Origin of the sequence: Mycobacterium sp. IS-1590 (assembly GCF_001500025.1) — a bacterium.
Taxonomy (GTDB): Bacteria; Actinomycetota; Actinomycetes; order Mycobacteriales; family Mycobacteriaceae; genus Mycobacterium.
In genome coordinates, this window is record NZ_LQIW01000016.1 from 47,135 (window position 1) to 68,942 (window position 21,808).

Here is a 21,808-nt window from a genome sequence, read left to right on the forward strand (position 1 = left end):
CCGTTTTATCGTTGCTGATCGTGCGACTCGGTGGACGCCTGTATCAGCTGCTGACCCGGGTGATGTCGCTGCGCATCATCGTGATCGTCGCGGCGCTGTCGGTGGTCGCGCTGGTGATCACGCTGGGTGCGTGGGTGTGGTTCGGCGTCACCAACGACCAGTACAGCCAGCTGGACCGTCGCCTCGACTCGGTGAGCAGCCTCGGGGACATCAGCGAGCTGCTGCGCACCGCGCAACAAGCCGACCTGAACCCGCCGATCCCGGACGGCGGGCTGGTACGCACCGCCCGCGTCGACGGGATCACGGTCTCCATACCGGAGAACATCGTGTTGCCGCGGTTCGACGTCGGTTACGCCGACACCACCATCGACGGCGTCGAATACCGGGTCCGGACCTTCACCGCCGGCGAAGCCCTGATCGCGATCGGCGCGCCGCTGGCCGAGACTCAGCGCCGCATCGACGAACTGCACCGACGCGTGCTGCTGATCTGCGGCGGCGTCATCGTCGGCACCGTGCTGGTCGGCTGGGTCATGTGGTCGATCATGATCAACCCGTTCCGGTTGTTGGCCCAGCAGGCGCGCGCGATCAACGCCCAGTCCAAACCCGACGAGGTTCAAGTGCGCGGCGTGCAGGAGGCCGTCGAGATCGCCGAAGCCGTCGAGGGGATGCTCGCCCGCATCGGCGACGAACAGCAGCGCACGCGAGCGGCACTGGAGTCGGCCCGAGACTTCGCCGCGGTCGCCTCGCACGAACTTCGCACGCCGCTGACCGCGATGCGCACCAACCTCGAGGTTCTCTCCACGCTCGAGATGCGTGACGAGCAACGTCAAGAGGTGATCGCCGACATCATGCGCACCCAGAGCCGGATCGAGGCGACACTGACCGCGTTGGAGCGGCTCGCACAGGGCGAACTGACCACCGTCGACGACTTCGTTCCCGTCGACATCACCGAACTGCTGGACCGGGCCGCACACGACGCGATGCGCAACTATCCCGGCCTGAAGGTGTCGCTGTCGTCGACGACGACGGTCCTCATGGTGGGATTGCCCGCCGGGCTGCGGCTCGTCGTCGACAACGCGATCACCAACGCGATCAAGCACGGCGGCGCAACCGAAATCCGGCTCGGCGCAGTGGCTTCCGGCGAAGGCGTACAGATCACCGTCGACGACAACGGTTCCGGGATACCCGAGGGGGAACGCGCCGCCGTATTCGAGCGATTCTCCCGTGGCTCGACGGCGGCGCGATCCGGATCGGGGCTCGGGCTCGCACTGGTGGCCCAGCAGGCCGAGCTACACGGAGGCACCGCTGCGATGGAGGCCAGCCCACTCGGCGGGGCCCGGTTGGTGTTACGCCTGCCCGCGCCGAGCTGAACTCGCTACCATCCGAAAATGGCCAAGCTCGAGTTGTCGCGTCAGCTCACGTTGAGCCCGCAGGAGGCGTGGGAGCACGTATCGGATCTCAACGCGCTGGGGGACTGGATGGTCATGCACGAGGGCTGGCGCGGCGAGCTGCCTGACGAGCTGACGGTCGGCACCACGATCGTGGGCGTCGCGGGGGCCAAGGGGTTGCGCAACCGCGTCACCTGGACCATCCAGAGGTTCGACCCACCCACGATGATCGAGGTCACCGGCAAGGGTGTCGGTGGAACCAGGTACGGGCTCACGATGACGGTCGCGCCGACCGAAACCGGTTCGGCATTCACCCTCACGATGAATCTCGGGGGAGCGCCGCTGTTCGGACCCATCGGCGCGACGGCGGCGCGCGCGGTCAAGGGCGACATCGAACGTTCCATCCGCAGGTTCGAAGAGCTCTACGGCTGAGCGGTCGGCTCCCGCGCTGCGCGATCCGATGAGCCGGCACATCTCGGCCCCGCGCACTGGGATCTCGCCCCCGCTTTGTTTGCCAGCAAAGTCTTGATCATGTCGATCAGGGATGGGCGTACCGCGTAACTTGCGGCAACCGCGACTCGCCCTTTCGGTGGAGTTAATTAGCCTGGCTCCGCCTAGCTGCGGCAACAAGGCATTTTTCGTCGATTCTGGAAAAAATTTTGTTGATCATGCGCAGAGCTGGGTACGTCTCTCCACATCAATGTTGTCCAGATCACTCGGCGGCAGCAACGTCGACGTGCGCACACGGGAGAGAGCGATGAGTATCCAGGGACTGACTCCAGAAGAACTCGCAGCCGAGGTGGCCACCGTGCTGCCGGACAAAGAGGTCGTCTCCATTCTCGACCTCAACGTCGACGTGGACGTCTTCCTCGACGTCGCCTCGCCGATCGATCTCGCCGTCGCGGCACAGCTCAACGTGGCAGCCCCGATCGACGCAGCGGCCGCAGCCAATGTGTTGTCTCAGGGCTCCACGGCCGGTGCCCTGGTCGAACAGTCGGCCGACGTCAACCAGATTCTCGAGGCCGATGCGACGGCGATCTCGACTCAGGACAGCGGCATCGACCAGACCGATGAGGCCGACGGCGATTCGGCCCCGCCACCCCCGGACGACGGCGGGACGGTCGAGATCGGAGACCTGGCCACTCTCGAGGGGCCGCTGCTCAATGTCAATGTGAACGTTGACCTCGACACCGACCTGGCCGCACCGATCGCAGGCGCAGTGGCAGCGAACGCGAACGTCGCGGCGCCGATCAGCGCCGCCGTGGCGGCCAACGTGCTGTCGGTCGATTCCGAGGCGGACGCCCTGTCCTACCAGGACGCCGTAGTCAACCAGGAACTGAGGGGCGAGACCTACGCGGGCGCGGACCAGACGTCCGAGATCTTGCAGGGAACCAGCCAACCCGATGACGAGGACCCGACGAGTGGCACCGAGGCGATTTCGGCGCCCACCTCCGCCGGCGACTCCACCACCAGTTCCTTCAGTGGGTCGACCGGTGGCACCAGCACCGGTGACAGCACCAGCGGCGGGGACAGTGTCTCCACCTCCAGTGGCGGCACCTCCAGTGGCGGCACTTCGAGCGGCGGTGACAGCGGCGGTGACAGCGGCTCGGGTGGCAGCAGCGGCGGCGGTTCCGCCGGCTGACGCTCGGCCTACTCACTGAACCGAGGGTGCCGACATGACCGTGACAGCCGAGCGGGGCACGACGGCCGAGGGTGCCGTCCTGCAGCGCGCGGACGGTGTCGAACTGATCGGGGCGATGGCGGGATCCGGTTACCGGGTCCCGCCCGCCTTGGTCCGTCGCGGCGACGGTCAGACGATTCAGCTCACTCCACTGCTCTTCGCGGTGCTGAGCGAAATCGACGGTGCGCGAAGCGCTTCCGAGGTTGCTGATGCGGTAACGGAGTCGACGGGGCGGACCGTCAACGAGGAGAACGTCCACCAACTCGTCGACACCAGGTTGCGCCCGCTGGGTTTGATGCTGCTTGCCGACGGCGCCGAACCCCAGGTGAAGAAGCGCGCTCCGCTATTGGGTTTACGCCTCAAGCGGACAGTGACCGATCCGGAGCAGACCCGCCGCCTCACCGATCCGTTCCGGTTCCTGTTCCGCCCCTGGGTGGTCGTTCCGGTTCTGGCGGCGTTCCTGGTTGTGTGCTGGTGGGTGTCCTTCCGCAAGGGGCTGGCCGCGGCGGCCTATGACGCGTTCGAACGCCCGGGGCTGCTGATCCTCGTGTTCGCAGTGACCGTGCTGTCAGCAGGTTTTCACGAGTTCGGACACGCAGCGGCGGCCCGGTACGGCGGCGCGACACCCGGTGTCATGGGGTTCGGCCTCTATCTCTTGTGGCCGGCCTTCTACACCGATGTCACCGACTCATACCGCCTCGGGCGGCGCGGACGACTGCGCACCGACCTCGGCGGGCTTTACTTCAATGCCATTGTCGCGGTGGCCATTACCTGCCTGTGGATATGGCTGAGATATGACGCGCTGCTGCTCGTCGTGGCCACGCAGATCATTCAGATGATCCGCCAACTCACCCCGCTGGTTCGATTCGACGGCTACCACGTGCTGGCAGACCTCACCGGGGTGCCCGATCTCTACGGCAGGATGAAGCCGACGCTGCTCGGCATGCTGCCGTGGCGGTGGGGGGATCCGCAAGCGCGCCAACTGAAGTGGTGGGCGCGCATCGTGGTGACCGCCTGGGTGATCGTCGTTGTCCCGCTGGTGCTCGGCATGATCACATTGGCCGTCCTGGCACTGCCCCGGCTGCTCGGTTCGGCGTGGGCCGCGTTGAACAAGCAGCAGGATGTGCTGACCAACGCGTGGGTCGACGGTGACATGGTGCAGGCGGTCGCGCGCGTACTGGCGATGATCGCGATCGTGATCCCGATGGCCGGGATGATCTATCTGCTGATCCGGGTTGCCCGGCGAATCGTCACCACCGCCTGGAAGGGCACATCGGGTAAGCCGGCGAAGCGACTGCTCGCCGGCCTGGCCGGCGCGGCGGCTCTGGCTGGTATCGCGTATGCCTGGTGGCCGCAGGCCGACAACTACCGACCCATCGAGGCGTCCGAGCGCGGCACCCTCGGCGATATCGTCTACGCCTTACGTGTCGAGCGATTGGGCGATTCCTCACCGACCGTCCGGGAGGCGCCCAAACCCGTCGCGGTGACGCGTGCTCTTGCTCCCGGACAACGTGGAGTGATGCCGACACTGTGGGATACTCGCACGGCGCCACCGACGTTCAGAACGCCTCAGCTTGCGGTGATCCTGGTGCCGCGGCAACCGGTTTCGGCGGCCAACGGCGGCGGATACACCGGGTCCTCGCTCTTTGCCTCCCCGACTGCGCGGGCCGACCAGGGCTGGGTGTTCCCGTTCGACAAGCCCGTTGCCCCCGAACCCGGTGACGGCAACAATCAGGCCCTGGCCGTGAACACGACCGACAACACCGTCGTGTACGACGCCGCGTTCGCCCTCGTCTGGGCCACCGACGAGGAATACGCGATGAACGTCAACGAGGCGCACGCGTACGCATCGTGCGAAAACTGCGCGGCGGTGGCGATCGCCTACCAAGTGGTGTTCGTAATCGACCAGGATGAGTCGAACGACAACGTCGCGGTGCCGCAGAACCTGGCCGGCGCGCTCAACTACGAGTGCGTCAACTGCATGACATACGCGCTGGCGCGCCAACTGTTCGTCACGCTCGACGAGGATCTGTCGCCCGAGGCCAAGGCGGAACTCGACGAACTGTGGACGGAGATCGCGGCCTACGGCGATCAGATCGCGGCCGGTGAGGCGGATCCGAACGAAATCGACGGGAAGCTCGCCGGATACACCGAGCAGATTATGTGGATCGTCGAGCGCGACCAACCCGGCACGTTCCCCTCCCTCACACAGACCACGGCGCAGCCGACGACCCTGGTCGCCGTCACGACAGCCCCTACGGCCTCGGTGACCTCGGCGCCACCGAGCACGTCGGCCACCGCGACGCCCGTGTCGACCGACGCGGCAACACCCTCGGGCACCGCGACCGAGGACCCTACGTCTACGTCGACGTCCGGGGAGACGAGCGAGTCCGCGACTCCGACCAATTCGTCGACATCGGAGCCTGCCACCGAAAGCACCGCCGCGACCGAGTCGACGACTACCGACGACACCACCACCGGAACTACGACCGGAACGACGACCGGAACGACGTCGGGTGGAACGACCACGGGTGATTCCACATCCGACCCTTCCGGCTCCGACAGCTCCGGTTCGGATGGCTCGGGGTCGGACGGCACGTCCTGAGGGTCAGTCCTCCTTGCGGATCAACCGGCCCAGCGCTTCGCGATCGGGGTTGAGCAGTTCCTCGATCCTGGCCTGGTTCACGTCGGCCACGATGATCTCGCCGACCTCCTGGTACACGTCGGTGAAGATGCCGTGCGACTTCATCTTCTCGGTCTGATAGATGTTGTCCTCCGTCGGCGTGACGTAGTACATGATCTCGGGCTTGAACCGGTGGATCAGCCACAGGTGCACCACGCTCATCAACCGCTTCTGGCGCAGCTTCTCGGCGAACGTGTTCTGGTCGCGCACCGTCAGGATGCTGCGGCCGTGCCGGTCCTTGATCGGATCGACGATCACGTTGGCGAGTTTCTCGTCCTCGCCGTCACGTTCGCCGAAGATGCCCAGTTCCAGCACGTCTGAGCCCGGCCGAGTCGGACGCAGCTGCACCCGCAGCTTCTCGTCGAGCTGATAGTGCTCACCCCACATCGCCAGCCACTCCTCGAGCAGCTTCTTCGGCACCTCGGTCTGCACCAGATGCTGATGCTGGGTCGATCCCTTGCCCATCGCCTTGGTGGTTGCCAGGCGGCCCGACGACGCGGCCAGCGCGGCATCGCTGCGTGGCCCGCCGACGAGCGTCTGCGGTGTGCGATAAGGCGATTCGACCAGACGCATCTTGCGCTGCAGCCGTGCCAGCGCGAGCATGCCGTCCTGGCGCAACGCGGTGGCGAACTCCTCGGACGCGACGCCGTCGACCTGATGGCCGCCGTAGGTGATGAAGTTGAAGACGAACCCCATCTTCCCGAGTTCCTCGGGGAAGGCCCGCATCTCGTCGTCGGTCATGCCGGTGGTGTCCCAGTTGAAGGAGGGCGACAGGTTGTAGGCCAACATCTTGTCGGGGAACTCGGCGTGGATCGCCTCGGCGAATTCACGCGCGTCGGCGAGATCGGCGGTCTTGGTCTCCATCCACAGAATGTCGGCGAACGGTGCGGCGGCAAGCGATTTCGTGATCGCGTAGGGGATTCCGCCGCGCACCTGATAGTAGCCCTCCGGCGTCTTGGCCAGCTCGCAGTCCCAGCCGACGGCCGCCCCGATCTCCCTGGCCTTCTCACGCGCGGTGTAGAGCGGGGCGCGCTCGGCGAATGCACGCCAGTCCGCGACGCTCATGTCGAGTTGTTCGCCCTCGCTCTCGCGGAACTCGAGCAGCTCGGCGACCGCCTCACCGTAGGTCATCAGGCCGGCGTCGAGCTGCCAGGCGTCGACGGCCTTCGATTCCACCCGGTCGAAGATCGCGTCGATCTCGCCGTCGGGGCGGTCCTGGTACTCCGACGCGGCCTCGGCCACCGCGTCCCCGATCCCGTGGTGGTCGAGCCAAGCGTTGGCGGTGGCGTACTCACCTTCGGGCAGCGCGTAGAGCAGATGGCCGTTGAGTTCGGTGACGCCCGCCTCGTAGAAGCGCCGCATCATCGCGAGGTAGCACGACTTGTAGGACGGCACCTTGAGGTTCGTCACGCCGAGCAGGAACGGTTGGTCGCGCTCGTCGGCGCGGCTGTCGATCAGGTTGGCCGCCTCGGCGTCGGTGCGGGCCACGATGATGCCGGGCACCCGCATGATGTCGAGCTGGAAGCGGGCGGTGTTGAGCCGTTTGATCTGTTCGTCGGACGGCACCAGCACCTTGCCGCCCTGATGGCCGCACTTCTTCGTGCCCGGCCGCTGGTCCTCGATGTGGTATCCGGGCACGCCGGCCTCCACGAACCGGCGAATCAGGTTGCGCACGTGCGGATCCCCGCCGTGGCCGGTGTCGGCGTCGGCGATGATGAAGGGGCGGTAGTCGACGGCTTGTGTCGCATTGCGCTGCTCTTCGGTCATCTGCAGTCGCAGGTACTGCTGGTTGCGGTCGGCGGTGAGCAGCGCCCGGACCAGGCCCGCGGCCTCCTCGGGCACCTGGCTGAGCGGGTAGCTGGCCAGGTCGGGTCCGGGGTCTTCGGTGGTCGACCCCTTGGCCGACGTCGCCCAGCCGCCGAGGTAGATGCCCTCGATGCCCATCCGCTTCATCGTCACAGCCTGGCCCGGTGAGTACGGGCCGAAGGTGGTGATGCTCTTCTTCTGCGCGAACAGTTCGCGCAGGCGCTCGTAGAACGCCGTGGCGGCCTCGCGCGCCACGATGTAGTCCGAGGGGATCGTGCCGCGCTGTTCGGCGACCTGACGAGCCGAGTAGAGGCGGATGATCCCGTCGAACCTCGGGCTGTCGAAGTACCGCTGCGTGGCAGCGACCTCCTGGTCGAACGGGGTCGAAGGCGCGGCGTCCGTTTCGATGATGGCCATGTCCCCACAGTACGACTCGACCTTGCCGGGAATGGCGTTATCAGCAGGGTGGCGCCGTCAGGTCGACGCCTCGAAAGTGGCGACGACATGCTCGGCGATCGCCAGCGCCGAGGTTGCCGCCGGTGACGGCGCATTGCGGAGCACCACGATGCGACCGCGGACGCTGATCCGGAAGTCGTCGACCAGGGCACCGTCGGGGTCGATGGCCTGGGCGCGCACGCCGGCGATGCCGGGCACCACGTCCTCGTTGCGCAACGACGGTACGTAGGCCTTCGCGGCGGTGACGAATCGCCGCCGCGACAGCGACCCGGAGACCTCCCGCACCCCCGTGCGCCAGTGTCGGCGGGCGAACCGCCAGAAGGCGGGCGCCGACGCCATCCCACCCAGATCGCGCAGCGACACCGTGCCCCAGGTGTAACCCTCACGCGCCAGCGCCAGCACCGCGTTGGGACCGATGAGCACCTCACCGTCCACGCGTGGGGTGAGGTGGACACCCAAAAACGGATAGCGCGGGTCGGGCACCGGATAGACCAGACCGTTGACGAGATCGCGTCGGTGCGGTTTCAGCGCGTAGTACTCACCCCGGAACGGCATGATCACCGGCTCGGGGCCGTCACCGGCCATCTGGGCGAGCCGGTCGCTCTGTAGGCCACCGCACACGACTGTCCGGTCGAATCGGAGCTGGTCGTCGCTTCCTTCCGTTCGGGCGCTGACCACCACGTCGCTATCGCCCGCCCGCAAGCCCGTCACCTCGTGTCCGAGAAGGACTTTCGCACCGCCCGCCATGGCATCGGCGGCAAGCTCACTGGTCACCTGCGCGTAGTCGACGATCGAGGTCGACGGAGAGTGCAGCGCGGCGAGACCCCCCACGTTGGGTTCGAGTTCGTGCAGTTCCTCCGCCCCGATGACGCGCACCCCGGGCACGCCGTTCGCCAGCGCCCGCTGCTCGATGTCGGCGAGCCTGGCCTTCTCCTCGTCGGTGAGCGCGACCAGGACCTTGCCGCAAGCGATCCGGCGGATCCCGCGCTCGGCGCAGAACTCTTCGAGCAGGCTCACCCCGCGTCGACAGAGCACGGCCTTCTGCGAGCCGGGTTGGTAGTACAGGCCCGCGTGCACGACTCCGCTGTTTCGGCCGGTCTGATGTGACGCGAGGCGGTCCTCCTTCTCGAAGAGGGTGACGTCGGAGTCGGGACGACGCCGCACGATCTCGCGGGCCACCGCGACACCGAGGATGCCGCCGCCGACCACTGCGACCCGTTCGGTCATCGCCGGACGCTGCAAGACGGGGAGGTAATCACTGTTCGGTTACGGTACTGCATCTCATTGACGCTGAGCCAGGCGCGAATTGGCGTCACGAGCAAACGACGCGTAGAAGTGATTACAGCGCCACCGGTGTGCGCGCAGACGAGAAAGAGCAGCAAACCATGAGACGCATCTACGCCTTGGTGATCGGTGTCGCCCTGATGGTGACCCTCCCTGGGGTGGCGGTCGCCGCACCATCCTCGCGATCCGCGGTCAATCAGCAGGCGGTTGACCTCGTCATCGCGCGCGGTCTGGCGCAGCGCGGTGTTCCCTTCTCCTACGGCGGGGGAGACGCGAACGGGCCGACGAAGGGCAGCGGCACGGCCGAGAACGTCGCCGGGCTCGATCCGCAAGGCCATATCGTCGGCTTGAATCCGGCGATCAGCACCGTCGGTTTCGACGCTTCGGGCCTCATGGTCTATTCGTTCGCCGGTATCGGGGTCAAGCTGCCGCGTTCCTCTGGCGCGCAGTACAACGTCGGGCAGAAGGTGTTGCCGTCCGAGGCGTTGCCCGGTGACATGATCTTCTACGGACCCAACGGGACTCAGAGCGTCGCACTTTTCCTGGGCAACGGTCAGATGCTGGAGGCCACCGAGTCGGGCGTCGCGGTGTCGGCGGTGCGGACCAACAACATGGCACCGTACCTGGTCCGCATCATCAAATAGGCCGACCGGCGTCACTCGGGCTCCGCACCACCTCCACAAGCACATCGCCGATGAGTAGCCGGGTACCGGGCTTGGTCGGGATCTCCCCGGCGTCCACGGTGACGTTGCGCCGGGTCTGGGCCTGGTCGAACGCGTAGCCCAGCTCGGCGGCCGCGCGGTCCAGCAGTTCGTGCGATTGGACGGTGAGGTGGCGATCCCGGGTGCCGTGGTAGCGGTCGCCGACCAGGCCGGTTCGCGCCTCGGCCACCACCTCCCCGACGGAGCGCATCGGCAGCCGGCTCCCCGGTGCGATGTTGAGCGCGGTGACGTGCACCGCCGAAGTGTATGTGCGGTGCGACGATGGCTGATAAAGAGGACTGATGACGTCGACATTGGAAGCCGCCGAGGGGATCGCCGGGCGGGCGCGCGCCCTGCGCGAGATCGTGCAGGCCGAAGCCGGTGAGTCGGAGCGACTGCGCACGCTCAGCCCTGCCGTCGTCGAAGCGATGTGGGACACCGGGCTGATGACGGCGTTCAATCCGGTTCCCGCCGGTGGCCGCGAACCGTCGTTCGCCGAGATGATCGAGACGTGGATCGAAATGGCCTGGCAAGACGGCTCTTTCGGGTGGGTCGGCATCGCCAACCTGCCGTCGTCGTTCGCCGCTGCCGCGTACCTGCCGGATGCCGGGTTCGCCGAGGTTTTCACCGAGCACGGCAACCGGGTCACGATGGGCGGGCAGTTCTTCCCGAACGGTCAGGGCGTCGCCGTACCCGGTGGCTACCGGCTGACCGGGTCGTGGAGCTTCGGTTCGGGGATCGGGCACGCGCAGTATGTCGCGGCGGGCTTCCTGCCGATGGACGGGACCGAGATGCGCTGGGTCAGCGAAGGTGTACCCGACATGCAGATCGCCATCCTGCCGCGTGAACAGGTCAGCTTCAACGACGGTTGGCATGTGCAGGGCCTCAAGGGGACGGGCTCATACGACTACAGCGTCGAGGACGTGTTCGTGCCCGCCGAGCGCACGTTCGCCTTGTTCACCCGTGAGCCGATGCGTGGATCCTCACCCGCGACGCGGATGGGCATGATGCCCGTCACCGCCGCCGGGCACGCGTCGTGGGCGCTGGGCGTCGCCAAGAGCATGCTCGACGACGTCGAAGAGCTGGCCGCCACGAAGTTCCGCATGAGTGACATGGCGTCGCTGGCCAGTCGGCCGACGTTCCAGAAGGGGCTCGCCCACCACGTGGCCGCGTGGCGGGCGGCGCGGCTGCTGGTGCTCGATGCGTTCGCCACGGCAGAAGCCCGTGTAGGCGCGGGGGAGGACCTCACCCCGGTACTGCGCGCGGATATGAGGGTAGCCGCGGTGTACGCCACCGACGTGGCTCGTCAGTGCGCGGAATGGGCGCATCTGGTCGCCGGCACCAGTTCGATTCGCGAGGGCAGCCGGCTGGAACGTGGTTTCCGCGACATGTACACCGGCACCCAGCACGCGTTCATCAGCGAGAAGGTGGCGATGGACGCGGCTCAGGTCTGGCTGGGCATCATCGACGACCAGTTCGGCCTCTGATCACCCGGTGCGAGAGACGAATTCGGCGATGATGCGGCCGAGTTCGTCACCCCGCTGCTCCTGAACGAAGTGGCCCGCACCGGTGATCGTCGTATGGCGTTGACCGTGCGCGCCGGGAATGTGGTCGGCGAAGACCGTGTCCCAACCGCGCGTCGCCGGATCCCCATCGGAGTACGCCGTGAGGAACGGCCGCCGCCAATCGCCGAGCGCGGCCATGGTCTCGCGGCCGATGACCGCTCCAGGGTCGTTGCGTGTCAACGGAATCAATGCGGTCATCTGGCGCAGGCCCGCGGTGAACGAGCGGTCGGGGAAGGGGGCGTCGTAGGCGGCTCGCACCTCCGGACTCAACGGTCCGGCCACCGCGTCGAGGAAGACGCTGGGGACGAGTTCGGGCGATCGTTGGTAGTACGCCACGTAGTCGAGGAGGGTCTCCTGGTGGATCACCTGATTGTCGCCGACGGCGTGGTGCGGCCATTCGAGTCTGCCCGCCAGGCCGGGGTCGCAGGTGTGCAGGATCGTGTTGGTGGCGACGACGCGGGCGAAACGGTCGGGCTCGCGTGCGAGCACGCTGAGCCCGATGGGTCCGCCCCAGTCCTGTACGACCAGCGTGATATCGGTCAGGTCCAGCCGGGTGAGCGCGCTGTGCACCCAGTCGATGTGGCGCTCGAAGGTGTAGGCCGTCGGGTCGGTGGGCTTGTCCGACCGGCCGTAGCCGATGTTGTCGGGTGCGATCACGCGCAGGCCCGCCCCGCACAGCGCGCCGATGACGTGGCGGTACAGGTAGGACCAGGTCGGCTGTCCGTGCAGCAGCACGACGACGGGCGCGTCGGACGGTCCCGCATCGACGTAATGCATTCGCAGCGGGCCGATTCCGCGTGTCTGCACGTCGACATAGGCGGGGGCGAACGGGTAGCCGGGTAGCGCGGCGAAACGGTCGTCGGGTGTGCGCAGGACACCCATCTCGATCACAGGGCGACCGATCCCAGGACGCCGTCGGCGATCATGGTGCTCAGCGTCTTTCGGTCGAACTTTCCGCTGGGCAGGATCGGGATCTGGTCACTGGAGGCCAGCACCCAGCGGGTCGGCACCTTGTATGCCGACAGGTGCGCGCGGGCGTGCGCGGCCAGTGCCTCGATGTCGATGTCGGCGGCGGTGGGTACGACCACTGCGCACACCTGCTCCCCGCGACTGGGATCGTCGATGCCGAGTATCAGACACTGTGCCACGCCCGGGGATTCTTCGATGACCGCTTGAACTTCGAGCGGTGAGACGTTGGCGCCGGCGGCCTTGATCATATCGGTGGTGCGGCCGACGTAGAACAGCCGGGGGTCGCCGGGTCTGCGGTAGACGCGGTCACCCGTGTGGTACCAACCGTTTTCGTCGAAGGTCTCCCACCGCTCCCGCTTGTTGTAGCCGGCCATCACGCCGATACCGCGGATCAGCAGTTCGCCGACCTCTCCGTCCGGCACCAGGGCACCGGCGTCGTCGACGATGCACATGTCGGTGTATGCGAACCCGCCCGCGGTCTCGGACATGGTGCGGTGCACGGGATACCCGTCGGGTACGTCGACCATCGCGATGTCCAGTGGCCCGTCGCGCAGCATGGGCGCGCACGCCAGATCGCGATCGGGGAAGCTCGGATGCTCACGGAGCCGCTGAGTGAACGCGGGCCATCCGATGACCCCGGCGGCCCGCTCGCGTTCGATGAGATCGAGTGCGCCCTCGGCGTCCAGCCGCGGCATGGCCAGGACGGTGACGGGTTCGTGCAGCGCACCGGTGGCCGCGAGCAACCCGCCGACCCAGAAGAACGGCATTGCGCACAGAATACACACTGCCCCTTCGCTTTTGGATACCGCACGGATCGCGTTCGGCCACGTCGACGTCTGCCGTACGAGCGTGCCGTGTGTGTGCATGACGCCCTTCGGATCCGCCGTCGAGCCCGACGTGTGGATGACGACGGCGAGATCGGCTGGGCTGACCTCGGCCTCCGCGGCGGACAGCAGCTCATCGGATAGGCCGTCGGTGTCGCCGTCGTACGAAGTGGCCCAGCCGGGAACCGGCCCGTCGACGAACACGATGCGACGCAGGTAGGGGGCCTCCGTCATCGCCAACCGCCCGCCGTGCTGGGTCGCCAACTGCGGCCAGGCCGCTTCGAATCGGTCGGCGACATCGATGCTCAGCACGCGGCTCGGGGCGACGATCAACGCGACATCGGCCAGGCGAGCGACTTTGGCGATCTCCGCCGGGGCGTAGAGCGTGCTCAGCGGTACGACCAGCGCGCCGATGCGGGAGGCGGCCAACCACCAAAGGACCCAGTCCACCCCGTTGGGAAAGAACAGGCCGACGCGGGTCCCCTTGCCGACACCTTCAGCCAGCAGCCACCGCGCTATGCGCGCCGAGCGCTCATGCGCCTCGCGGTAGGTGAGTCGATCCGTCGGGGTGACCAGATAGGTGTGGTCGCCGAACTCGTGGCACGCGCGCGCCAGGAGGGCGGGAACAGTCGGTCGTGGCTGCTGCGTCACGCAGTGATTGTCTCCAACGCGCACCGGGCGATCGCACGAGGCGGTCGCCCGGTGGCGTCAGGACGCTCAGGCGCCCAGCGTGGCCTGGATGTCGCCCTTCATCGCGGCTAGCTGCGAACCCCAGTAGCCCCATCCGTGGGTGCCGTTGGCGGGGAAGTTGAACGTGCCGTTGCCGCCGCCGGCCGCCTCGTAGGCCTGCTGGAAGTTCTTGTTGCTGTCCAGCGTGATGGTCTCGAGGAACTGGCCGGCGATGTCGCCGCCGCCGCCGAGCTCGGACGGGACGCCGTTGCCGCAGTACACCCAGATGCGGGTGCCGTTGGCCACCAACTTGCCGACGTTGACCGTCGGGTCGTTGCGCTTCCAGGCCGAGCTGCCGGGTGGGCCCCACATCGCCGTGGCGCTGAAGCCGCCCGAGTCGCGCATTGCGACGCCGACCAGCAGCGGCCAGATGCCGTCGGAGAGGTTGAGGAAGCCCGACAGGGACGCCGCGTAGCGGAACTGGCCGGGGTGGTAGGCCGCCAGGATCAACGCCGCGCTGCCGGACATGGACAGGCCCACCACCGCGTTGCCGCTGGGTGAGACGCCCTTGTTGGCGGACAGGTACGCCGGGAGTTCAGACGTCAGGAAGGTCTCCCACTGGTAGGAGTAGCTTCCGCCGTTGCCGACCGCGGGGTTTTGCCAGTTGGTGTAGAAGCTGGACATGCCACCGACCGGCATCACGACCGACAGACCCGACTCGAAGTAATTCTCGAACGCGGCGGTCTCGATGTCCCAACCGCTGTTGTCGTCGCGGGCCCGCAAGCCGTCGAGCAGATAGACCGCGTGCGGGCCACCGCCTTGGAACTTGACCGGGATGTCGCGGCCCATCGCGGCCGACGGGACCATCAGGGTCTCGACCGGAAGACCCGGTCGTGAATACGCCGCTGCGGTGGACGTTCCACCCACCGCCGCGACCAGGCCCGGTATGAGCAGGGCCGCCAGCGCGCCGGCCATCATGCGGCGCGCCCAACTGTGTCGCAATGTCATCGCTCTTGAACTTTCCTGGTCGAGGGATACCGCCGAGCGGTCACCGCGGTGGGCGAACCCGAGCCGTGGCCCGGCTGCCGGTCAAGGCGCTGCTGCTTCGATCCGGAGACTCGCCGCGCGTAGCCGCTGCTGACGGTTATGTCGGCGCCGGCGACGGCCCTGTTACCGGAGAGTGGGGCGCGTCACCGTTGCGCCGTCCGGGTCGCGGTGGGAGCTATCTGCCGTTCGCCGACAGGCGCTTGCGGGCGTAGGTCTTGAGTTCGGCGGACAACGCATCGGCTGCGAGCAGCTGTGGAAGCAATGAGGCGTCGGACATCCTCGCGCGGAACGCCAACTCGACGGTCACCTCGTGATCGGGGCGGTGCTCGACGGAGATCTCATCGCCTGCGCCCACCGTCCCCGGCGAGATGACGCGCAGGTACGCACCGGGTTTGGAGGCCGCGGTGAAGGTCTTCATCCAACGGTCGATCTGCAGAAAGGCCGCGAAGGTGCGGCACGGTGTGCGCGGCGCCGAAACCTCGAGCAGAAGACCGTCGGCGCCGACGCGCCAGCGTTCACCGATGCGCGCCTGTGTCACATCGACGTTGGCGGTGGTGAGGTTCTCGCCGAACATCCCGTTGGTCAACCGACGGTCGAGTCGATCTTCCCAGTCGTCGAGGTCTTCACGCGCGTACACGTAGACCGCTTGATCGTCACCGCCGTGCAGCTTCGTTTGGCCGATCGTGTCCCCGACGAGTCCGCTACCGAGGCCGCCGCGCATCGGTCCCGGCGCGCGCACCGCGACCCGGTCGGGCACGGCGACCTTGTCGATGCCCGTCGACCTCGACGGCGCATCGGGATTGACGCGCACCCGCGCGACATTCACCGACAGCACTTTTGCCACCCGGACAGGTTAACGACGGACCGGGCACCCCGCCTCGCAGGAATTTCGCCCGCAGTACTCAAAACCCTTAACAAGGAACTACTACCGAGCGTAGTATTCGCGGAGGCGGTGTCGACAAACGAAATGGTGTAACCGTGAAGTGGAGTTTCGCCCAGATCGGCCTGCTGATCATCGCCGTCTTCCACGTCGTCCAGGCGGTGATCGGCTTCATCGTGGAACCGAGCTTCGCGACCGGCCCGGACGCGCCGACCGCGCAGGTACTGGGGATGGATTACAACGGCTGGCACGCCGTGGCCGGGCTCGCCCTGTTCGGACCGGGACTCGTGTTCGCGTTCCGCAAGTCGTGGTCGGTGTTGTATCTGCTCGTCGCGGCGGTGGCGGGCGCGTTGCCGGGCATTTGGGCTTTCTTCTCACACCAGGTGGCGTACGTGTTCACGTTCCCGAACAACATCACCGACGCGGTGGTGCACCTGGTGACTGCCGCGGTGATGCTGGCGGTGGCCGGTATTCAGATCCGCTTGGACGGCGGTTTGCAGAACTCGCTTGCCGACCTGCGTAAGGGGTCGTGACCCCGGGCCGCCTCCGCTAGTGTGCGATCAGATCGTCAAAAGCCGTGCTAAGACGTTGATTTGCGATCTGAATGCACACTAGGGGCGCCGGCTACTCGGCTCCGTCCTTGTCGTCCTTGTCGTCTGCCGAGGGGATGCCTTCGGGCGGCGGCGTCGAATATGCGGGAGCCGTCGGCGGAACGCCTTGCTCCGCGCCCTCACCCTGGTTCGCGTCGTCCGGGGCCTGTTCGGGTGAGCTCACTGTTTGTCTCCTCGTCCACGATGGTCTCGCCGAGCGATACCCGCACACACGGCGACAAAAACCGCGTTGTTGGGATCGGTAGCCGAAAGCTCCTCGTGTACTTGCCACGACGACGCTTATCGAGCGCCGGGCAGACCAAAGGGACGACCATGAACACAGCACGCACGTCGAAGCGAATCCTCGGCGCGGCAATCATGTCGCTTGCAATCGCGAGTGCCGGCTTCGGAGCGGTGGCGGGCACCGCCCAGGCACTTCCGGGTGGTCCGGTGCCGCAGCAAGCGTGGCCCGGATGTCCGGACGAGAATCCGTCAGGGCCCTGCCGATGGTGCCCGGGCGATCCGCCGGTGCAGACCGGAAATCTCCGGATCAATCCCGTGGTGTGGGACAACTCCGTATGCCACACGTACTGGTACGTCTACCACGGGCAGGGCAACGTCGCGCAGAACATCTTCGAAGGTGAGGCGCCACCACCGCCGCCGCCTCCACCTCCGAACTTCACTCCACCGCTTCCGCCGGGCTGGTGCTGGTCGCTGTTCATCCCCGGGCCGTGCCCGTAGAGCAGCTTCGGCCGGAGCTAGTATCGGCCGATGGGGGAGCCGCAGCTCACCGATGACGGCCACTTCATCGTCGTCAACGGTCGCCGATGGCGCGCAACCGATCCGGCCATACCCGAGGATCGGCGGGCGGAGCTGACCCGGATACTGATGGCATGGCGTCGAGAAGTGCGCCGCACCAAGGGAACTGCTGACGAGAAGGCCGCCCGGGCCGGCGTGCACGCGGCCAAGGTGGCGTTGGGCGAACGGGGCTCGCCGCCATGGTGGGAACAATCCGACGAACAGCGGCGCCGTCGGTATCAGGCAGACGTCTTCGGGCCCGAAGACGACTGAGCGTGGTTGCCCCTCAGCCACGTCGCACACCGGAGACCGGAGAGCGCGGCAGCCGTCCGGCACGCGAGTGACCGGTCAGGTGATCGCCTCGCACGTGCACATCGAACTCGAGCTTGAGCCTCATCGGCCTGGTCACAGTCTGCCTCCACGTGACCCGTTGTCCGTCAACGTCTTCGACCACGACGATGTCGGTCAGCGGCACGTTCTCGGACCTGCTCTGCGCGGTGCCGACGATCGCGCCGTCGAGCTCGACGAAGCTGTACACCACCTCAAGGGTTCCGACCGGTGTCTTGATCCGTAGATCCCAGTCACCGACGACGCTCATCGTGGCGAGGCCTTCGGTTCCCGGCCGGTGTCGGTCCAGACGGTGCCCCGCCGCTCGTAGGCGAACATCTGCTCGACGGCCAGTGCGATGCGCGGCCCGTAACTTCGGTCGAGCAGACGGAGCGCGAGGTCCAGACCGGACGTGACACCGCCGGCGGTCACCAGGTCACCGTCGTCGACGACCCTGGCCGACACCGGAATTGCGCCCGTCGCTTCGAGCACGTCCACACCGAGATGATGGGTGGTGGCGCGGCGACCGTCGAGCAGGCCCGCCATCGCCAGCGCGAGCGAGCCCCCGCAGACGGTCGCGACCGTGATGCCCGGATTGGCAAATGCTTCGCGCAGCAACGGCACCGCGGCGGTGTCGCCGAAGCGGGCGAGCAGGACGGGGATGGTCGCGACGCCTTCATCGGGGTCGCCGTCGAGCGGGCCTGTCGCGCCGGGCACGATCACGTAGCCCGGCTTGGCCGGGTCCAGGCGGGAGCTGGCATTGAACGCCATCCCGCGCGAGCCGCTGACCACCGACCGTGGACCTTCGGCCGAAACGAACTCGACTTCGAGTTCGCCCCCGACGAAGTCGCTGCCGGCGACGAGCACCTCGTACGGGGCGACGGCGTCGAGCGGGTCGAAGCCGTCGAACAACACGATCTGCGCGTGCATCGGCGTCACTGGACGGTACCGGCGCCGCGCAGCGGCTGATCGCCCCATCCGGAGCCCCGCACCATATCGAAGAACGAGAACGATGACCCGTTGACGAGTTCATGCAGGTGCGCTGGAAACGAGAACGGGGGAGCCTTCATCGGATTGGCGCATAGATCGCGGGCCACGGCGTCGGCGATCGCGTACCCCAGGTCATGACGTGGCCACGCGGCGTGGACCCGGTCGGCGAAGCCGGGGGAGAGCAGGTGCTTGTCCATACCGTTGATGTCGAGGGCGATTCCGTTTAAGACCGCCGACTGCACGCGCCCGAACCGGTTCGCCAGACCGGCGCTGGTGTGCAGTGCGATCGCCTGCCACACCGTGGTGACTCGATCGGCCGGAAACCCGTGCTGGCGAAGGAAGTTCGCGGCTGCATCGGCGCCCTCGACCTCGAATCGCTGATCACCCCTACCGGCATCGGTGACGCCCAGGTCGTGCAGGAGACAGGACAGGAAGACGAGTTCGTCGTCATCGTCGGCACCGCTGCTCACACCCTGGGCCGCGGCGATCTCCCGCGCGAACAGATAACTCCGGACGCAGTGGTTGGCGAGGAAACCCGGGGAAACGTCGATTACGTATCGCATTGCCGCCGAGCAGGTTTCGGTATCGGGTAGCCCCCACCGGTTCGCATCGACCTTCGTGTCCGCCAGATTGGCCATGTCGTCGTTTGCCACGCCGATGACAGTGCCTCGCGCCGGAGATGACGGCTAGTGGCAAAATCGACAGGATCCGACGGAATCTGGCCACAGGCGACTGCTGGGCGTAATTCGCCAGTCCGTGAGTGCCCGTGAAAGTCGCTGATCCGCAGGAGGATCGGCTCGGCTCGCTCGCGTGACACCGTCGACGGCTATCGTGAATCCGCATGCAGGGCTGGACCACCGCCGCAGCCTTCGGACGCTCGGACTGCGAACGCATCGACGCCGCCGATCTCGCCCAGCCCGTCCTCGCGCTCACCAGCCTGACGTATGTCGCGGTGGGGATCGGCGTCCTGTGCTGCGCCTTACGCGGTAGAGCGCTGCTGGCGGGACTCGCAGGGGTGACGCTTGTCGCCGTCGGTGTGGGCAGCTTCACCTTCCACGGGCCCCAGCCGTCGTGGGCGGGTCCGGTCCACGATTGGCCCATCATCGCGCTGGCGGGGGTGTGCGTGGTCGGTGTCGCCCGCAGCGCACGGGGGCGGCGGTGGGCGTGGTGGGCCGCCGCGGCGGTCTTCGTGCTAGGCCTGGCCGCCTATGCCGTCGGGCGCACCGGTTCGCCGCTGTGCCGGCCCGACAGCCTGTGGCAGTACCACGGTGTCTGGCATGTGTTGTCGAGTACCGCAGCGGGATTAGCCGCCTGGGGCATGGTGCCCGCGCGTCAGTATCGTTCACGTCGATGCCGTTAGATCCAACGCCGCGTGGCCGCGTCCGACGCGGCTTACGCAATGCGCTGCGCGGTCCGCGCGATCCGGCACCCGTGGCGGGTCAGCGCCGCCGCCGTTCCGACGGGATGGGGGACCTGCACACCCGCAAGGTGCTCGATCTGACGATCCGCCTCGCCGAGGTGATGTTGTCTTCGGGCTCGGGCACCGCCGACGTCGTGGCGACCGCCCAGGACGTCGCCCAGGCCTATCGCCTGACCGACTGCGTCGTCGACATCTTCGTCACCACCGTCATCGTCTCCGCATTGCCGACCGCTGACAGTCCGCCGGTCACGATCGTCAGAGCAGTGCACAACCGGTCGACGGACTACACGCGGCTGGGCGAACTCGACCGGCTGGTTCAGCGGATCACCTCCGGTGGCGTGACGGTCGATCAAGCGCACGACGCCATGGACGAGTTGACCGAACGGCCGCACCCCTACCCACGGTGGTTGGCGACCGCAGGCTGGGCGGGTTTCGCGCTGGGTATCGCCATGCTCCTCGGTGGTGGCTGGTTGACCTGCATCCTGGCCGCGATCACGTCGGCGGTCATCGACCAGGTGGGGCGACGGCTCAACCGCATGGGTACTCCCTTTTTCTTCCAGCACGTCGCAGGCGCCGCGATCGCGACCTCGGTCGCCGTGGCGGCCTTCCTGTATGCCGATCTCGGACCGACGGTCATGGTGGCCACCGGCATCGTGATGCTGCTGTCCGGTCTGACATTCGTCGGCGCGATGCAGGACGCCGTGACCGGCTACATGCTGACCTCGCTGGCCCGGCTCGGGGAAGCGGTGTTGCTGACCTCGGGGATCGTGGTGGGCATCCTCGCGGGCCTGCAGATCGCCGAGATCGCCGGCGTGACCATCTCGCTGCACGTCGATGCGACCGAATCGTTCGTCGCGCCCAGCGGGGCGGTACGGATCTCGCTCGCGGTGTTCGGCGCGGCGCTGGCGGGCGCGTGCCTGACCGTGGCGAGCTACGCACCGTTGCGGGCCATCCTCACTGCTGGGCTCGTGGCCGGGCTCGCCGAGGCGGTGCTGATCGCGTTGGGCAATGCGGGGTTCGGTCAGGTCTTCGCGAGTGGTGCCGCTGCGGTCGGTGTCGGTCTGGTCGCCACGCTGATCTCGATCCGTCGGCAAGCCCCTGCCCTGGTGACGGCTACCGCGGGCATCATGCCGATGCTTCCCGGACTGGCGGTGTTTCGCGCGGTGTTCTCCTTCGCCGTGGACGGCAACTTCGACAATGGCCTGCGCCAGATGATGTCGGCGATCGCGATCGCGCTGGCCCTGGGCAGCGGGGTGGTGTTGGGCGAGTTCATCGGCTCGCCGCTGCGCTTCCGGGCCGGCCGGATCGGCGACTTCCTCCGCAAGGAGGGCCCACCGGGGTTGCGTCGTGCGGTGGGGCGGGTCGTGCACCTGCGCCCAGCCGGGGATCAGCCAGACACCATTCCCCGGACACGCAGCGTCGCGCTGCACCCGGAGCCCACCGGGGACGCGCAGCAACAAGCCGAGGACAGCGACGTGTCCGCCGGCGACGAGAGCCGCGAGCAGCAGTAGCCGCGGACACGCCCCGGGTTTGGTCGCAGCAAATGCAGGCTATAAATTCGAAGCATTCAATTCGCTCGACCGCGGGAGGCATCCTCATGAGGTTGTCCAAGACCACGCTGGCTGCCATCGCAGGCGGGTTGACAGCGACAACTCTGGGGCTGAGCGCCCCGGCAAGCGCGCAGCCCCCGGGCGGAATCCAGGCCGGTGACACACAGATAATAGCGATAA

The 21,808-nt window shown here is 67.2% G+C and carries 22 protein-coding genes; 11 read left to right on the forward strand and 11 right to left on the reverse strand.

What is annotated here, in order from left to right; genetic code table 11:
* Window positions 1–62 precede the first annotated feature (62 nt).
* From AU197_RS13055 to AU197_RS13070, 4 genes are all read left to right on the forward strand, one after another.
* Window positions 63–1,370, forward strand: coding sequence for a sensor histidine kinase (locus AU197_RS13055; protein ID WP_082696655.1), 1,308 nt, complete (start codon window positions 63–65; stop codon window positions 1,368–1,370).
* 18 nt (window positions 1,371–1,388) lie between these two features.
* A complete protein-coding gene (locus AU197_RS13060) occupies window positions 1,389–1,820 on the forward strand; it encodes a type II toxin-antitoxin system Rv0910 family toxin (protein WP_064403128.1) in 432 nt (143 codons plus the stop codon).
* Window positions 1,821–1,932: 112 nt separating this feature from the next.
* The gene (locus AU197_RS13065) at window positions 1,933–3,030 is read left to right on the forward strand and encodes a peptidoglycan-binding protein (protein ID WP_231744917.1); all 1,098 of its coding nucleotides are present in this window, start codon (window positions 1,933–1,935) and stop codon (window positions 3,028–3,030) included.
* 34 nt (window positions 3,031–3,064) lie between these two features.
* The gene (locus tag AU197_RS13070) at window positions 3,065–5,674 is read left to right on the forward strand and encodes a hypothetical protein (RefSeq protein ID WP_064403129.1); all 2,610 of its coding nucleotides are present in this window, start codon (window positions 3,065–3,067) and stop codon (window positions 5,672–5,674) included.
* Between the two features lie 3 nt (window positions 5,675–5,677).
* Here AU197_RS13070 and aceA read toward each other — a convergent pair whose 3' ends face one another.
* Both aceA and lhgD read right to left on the reverse strand, forming a co-directional pair.
* Window positions 5,678–7,975 (reverse strand): isocitrate lyase ICL2, encoded by a 2,298-nt coding sequence (gene aceA, locus AU197_RS13075; protein WP_064403130.1) that lies wholly within the window; start codon window positions 7,973–7,975, stop codon window positions 5,678–5,680.
* A 57-nt stretch (window positions 7,976–8,032) separates the two neighbouring features.
* Window positions 8,033–9,241, reverse strand: a complete 1,209-nt coding sequence (lhgD, locus tag AU197_RS13080; protein WP_064403131.1) for an L-2-hydroxyglutarate dehydrogenase — start codon at window positions 9,239–9,241, stop codon at window positions 8,033–8,035.
* Between the two features lie 158 nt (window positions 9,242–9,399).
* Between lhgD and ripD the strand changes: the two genes are divergently transcribed.
* Window positions 9,400–9,942, forward strand: a complete 543-nt coding sequence (gene ripD / locus AU197_RS13085) for an NlpC/P60 family peptidoglycan-binding protein RipD (protein ID WP_064403150.1) — start codon at window positions 9,400–9,402, stop codon at window positions 9,940–9,942.
* On the opposite strand, the gene AU197_RS13090 is transcribed toward ripD, so the two are convergent.
* Window positions 9,935–10,255 carry an MOSC domain-containing protein gene (locus tag AU197_RS13090; RefSeq protein ID WP_197415531.1) on the reverse strand — a complete coding sequence of 107 codons (321 nt, stop codon included), beginning with the start codon at window positions 10,253–10,255 and terminating at the stop codon, window positions 9,935–9,937. The genes ripD and AU197_RS13090 overlap by 8 nt on opposite strands.
* A gap of 46 nt (window positions 10,256–10,301) precedes the next feature.
* On the opposite strand from AU197_RS13090, the gene AU197_RS13095 reads away from it, so the two are divergent.
* Window positions 10,302–11,486: an acyl-CoA dehydrogenase family protein gene (locus tag AU197_RS13095; RefSeq protein WP_064403132.1), complete on the forward strand. Its 1,185-nt coding sequence runs from the start codon at window positions 10,302–10,304 to the stop codon at window positions 11,484–11,486.
* Here AU197_RS13095 and AU197_RS13100 read toward each other — a convergent pair whose 3' ends face one another.
* The 4 genes from AU197_RS13100 to AU197_RS13115 form a co-directional block, all read right to left on the reverse strand.
* Window positions 11,487–12,446, reverse strand: coding sequence for a haloalkane dehalogenase (locus tag AU197_RS13100; RefSeq protein ID WP_064403151.1), 960 nt, complete (start codon window positions 12,444–12,446; stop codon window positions 11,487–11,489). It abuts the gene before it with no gap.
* A 5-nt stretch (window positions 12,447–12,451) separates the two neighbouring features.
* Window positions 12,452–14,008 (reverse strand): class I adenylate-forming enzyme family protein, encoded by a 1,557-nt coding sequence (locus AU197_RS13105; protein WP_156434409.1) that lies wholly within the window; start codon window positions 14,006–14,008, stop codon window positions 12,452–12,454.
* 66 nt (window positions 14,009–14,074) lie between these two features.
* Window positions 14,075–15,034 (reverse strand): esterase family protein, encoded by a 960-nt coding sequence (locus AU197_RS13110; RefSeq protein ID WP_064403134.1) that lies wholly within the window; start codon window positions 15,032–15,034, stop codon window positions 14,075–14,077.
* Between the two features lie 214 nt (window positions 15,035–15,248).
* On the reverse strand, window positions 15,249–15,908 hold the full coding sequence (locus AU197_RS13115; protein ID WP_197415532.1) for an MOSC domain-containing protein: 660 nt from the start codon (window positions 15,906–15,908) through the stop codon (window positions 15,249–15,251).
* A 143-nt stretch (window positions 15,909–16,051) separates the two neighbouring features.
* On the opposite strand from AU197_RS13115, the gene AU197_RS13120 reads away from it, so the two are divergent.
* Complete coding sequence (locus AU197_RS13120) at window positions 16,052–16,486, forward strand: DUF4383 domain-containing protein (protein ID WP_064403136.1); 435 nt, start codon at window positions 16,052–16,054, stop codon at window positions 16,484–16,486.
* Between the two features lie 91 nt (window positions 16,487–16,577).
* On the opposite strand, the gene AU197_RS26280 is transcribed toward AU197_RS13120, so the two are convergent.
* Window positions 16,578–16,727, reverse strand: coding sequence for a hypothetical protein (locus AU197_RS26280; protein ID WP_156434410.1), 150 nt, complete (start codon window positions 16,725–16,727; stop codon window positions 16,578–16,580).
* A gap of 149 nt (window positions 16,728–16,876) precedes the next feature.
* On the opposite strand from AU197_RS26280, the gene AU197_RS13125 reads away from it, so the two are divergent.
* On the forward strand, window positions 16,877–17,284 hold the full coding sequence (locus AU197_RS13125) for a hypothetical protein (protein ID WP_064403137.1): 408 nt from the start codon (window positions 16,877–16,879) through the stop codon (window positions 17,282–17,284).
* A 30-nt stretch (window positions 17,285–17,314) separates the two neighbouring features.
* A complete protein-coding gene (locus AU197_RS13130; RefSeq protein ID WP_064403138.1) occupies window positions 17,315–17,614 on the forward strand; it encodes a hypothetical protein in 300 nt (99 codons plus the stop codon).
* 13 nt (window positions 17,615–17,627) lie between these two features.
* Here AU197_RS13130 and AU197_RS13135 read toward each other — a convergent pair whose 3' ends face one another.
* Genes AU197_RS13135 through AU197_RS13145 form a run of 3 tightly spaced genes read right to left on the reverse strand, consistent with a single transcriptional unit; the run spans window position 17,628 to window position 19,221 of the window.
* Window positions 17,628–17,939, reverse strand: a complete 312-nt coding sequence (locus AU197_RS13135) for a hypothetical protein (protein WP_064403139.1) — start codon at window positions 17,937–17,939, stop codon at window positions 17,628–17,630.
* The gene (locus AU197_RS13140; RefSeq protein ID WP_064403152.1) at window positions 17,936–18,598 is read right to left on the reverse strand and encodes a DJ-1/PfpI family protein; all 663 of its coding nucleotides are present in this window, start codon (window positions 18,596–18,598) and stop codon (window positions 17,936–17,938) included. The genes AU197_RS13135 and AU197_RS13140 overlap by 4 nt, the downstream gene beginning before the upstream one ends.
* Window positions 18,599–18,603: 5 nt before the next feature.
* Window positions 18,604–19,221, reverse strand: a complete 618-nt coding sequence (locus AU197_RS13145; protein WP_082696656.1) for an HD domain-containing protein — start codon at window positions 19,219–19,221, stop codon at window positions 18,604–18,606.
* A 278-nt stretch (window positions 19,222–19,499) separates the two neighbouring features.
* Between AU197_RS13145 and AU197_RS13150 the strand changes: the two genes are divergently transcribed.
* Entirely contained in the window at window positions 19,500–20,018 is a 519-nt protein-coding gene (locus AU197_RS13150; protein ID WP_064403140.1) for a hypothetical protein, read from the forward strand.
* Complete coding sequence (locus tag AU197_RS13155; protein ID WP_064403141.1) at window positions 20,009–21,589, forward strand: threonine/serine exporter family protein; 1,581 nt, start codon at window positions 20,009–20,011, stop codon at window positions 21,587–21,589. Before AU197_RS13150 ends, AU197_RS13155 begins: the two co-directional genes overlap by 10 nt.
* The last annotated feature ends 219 nt before the right edge of the window (window positions 21,590–21,808 follow it).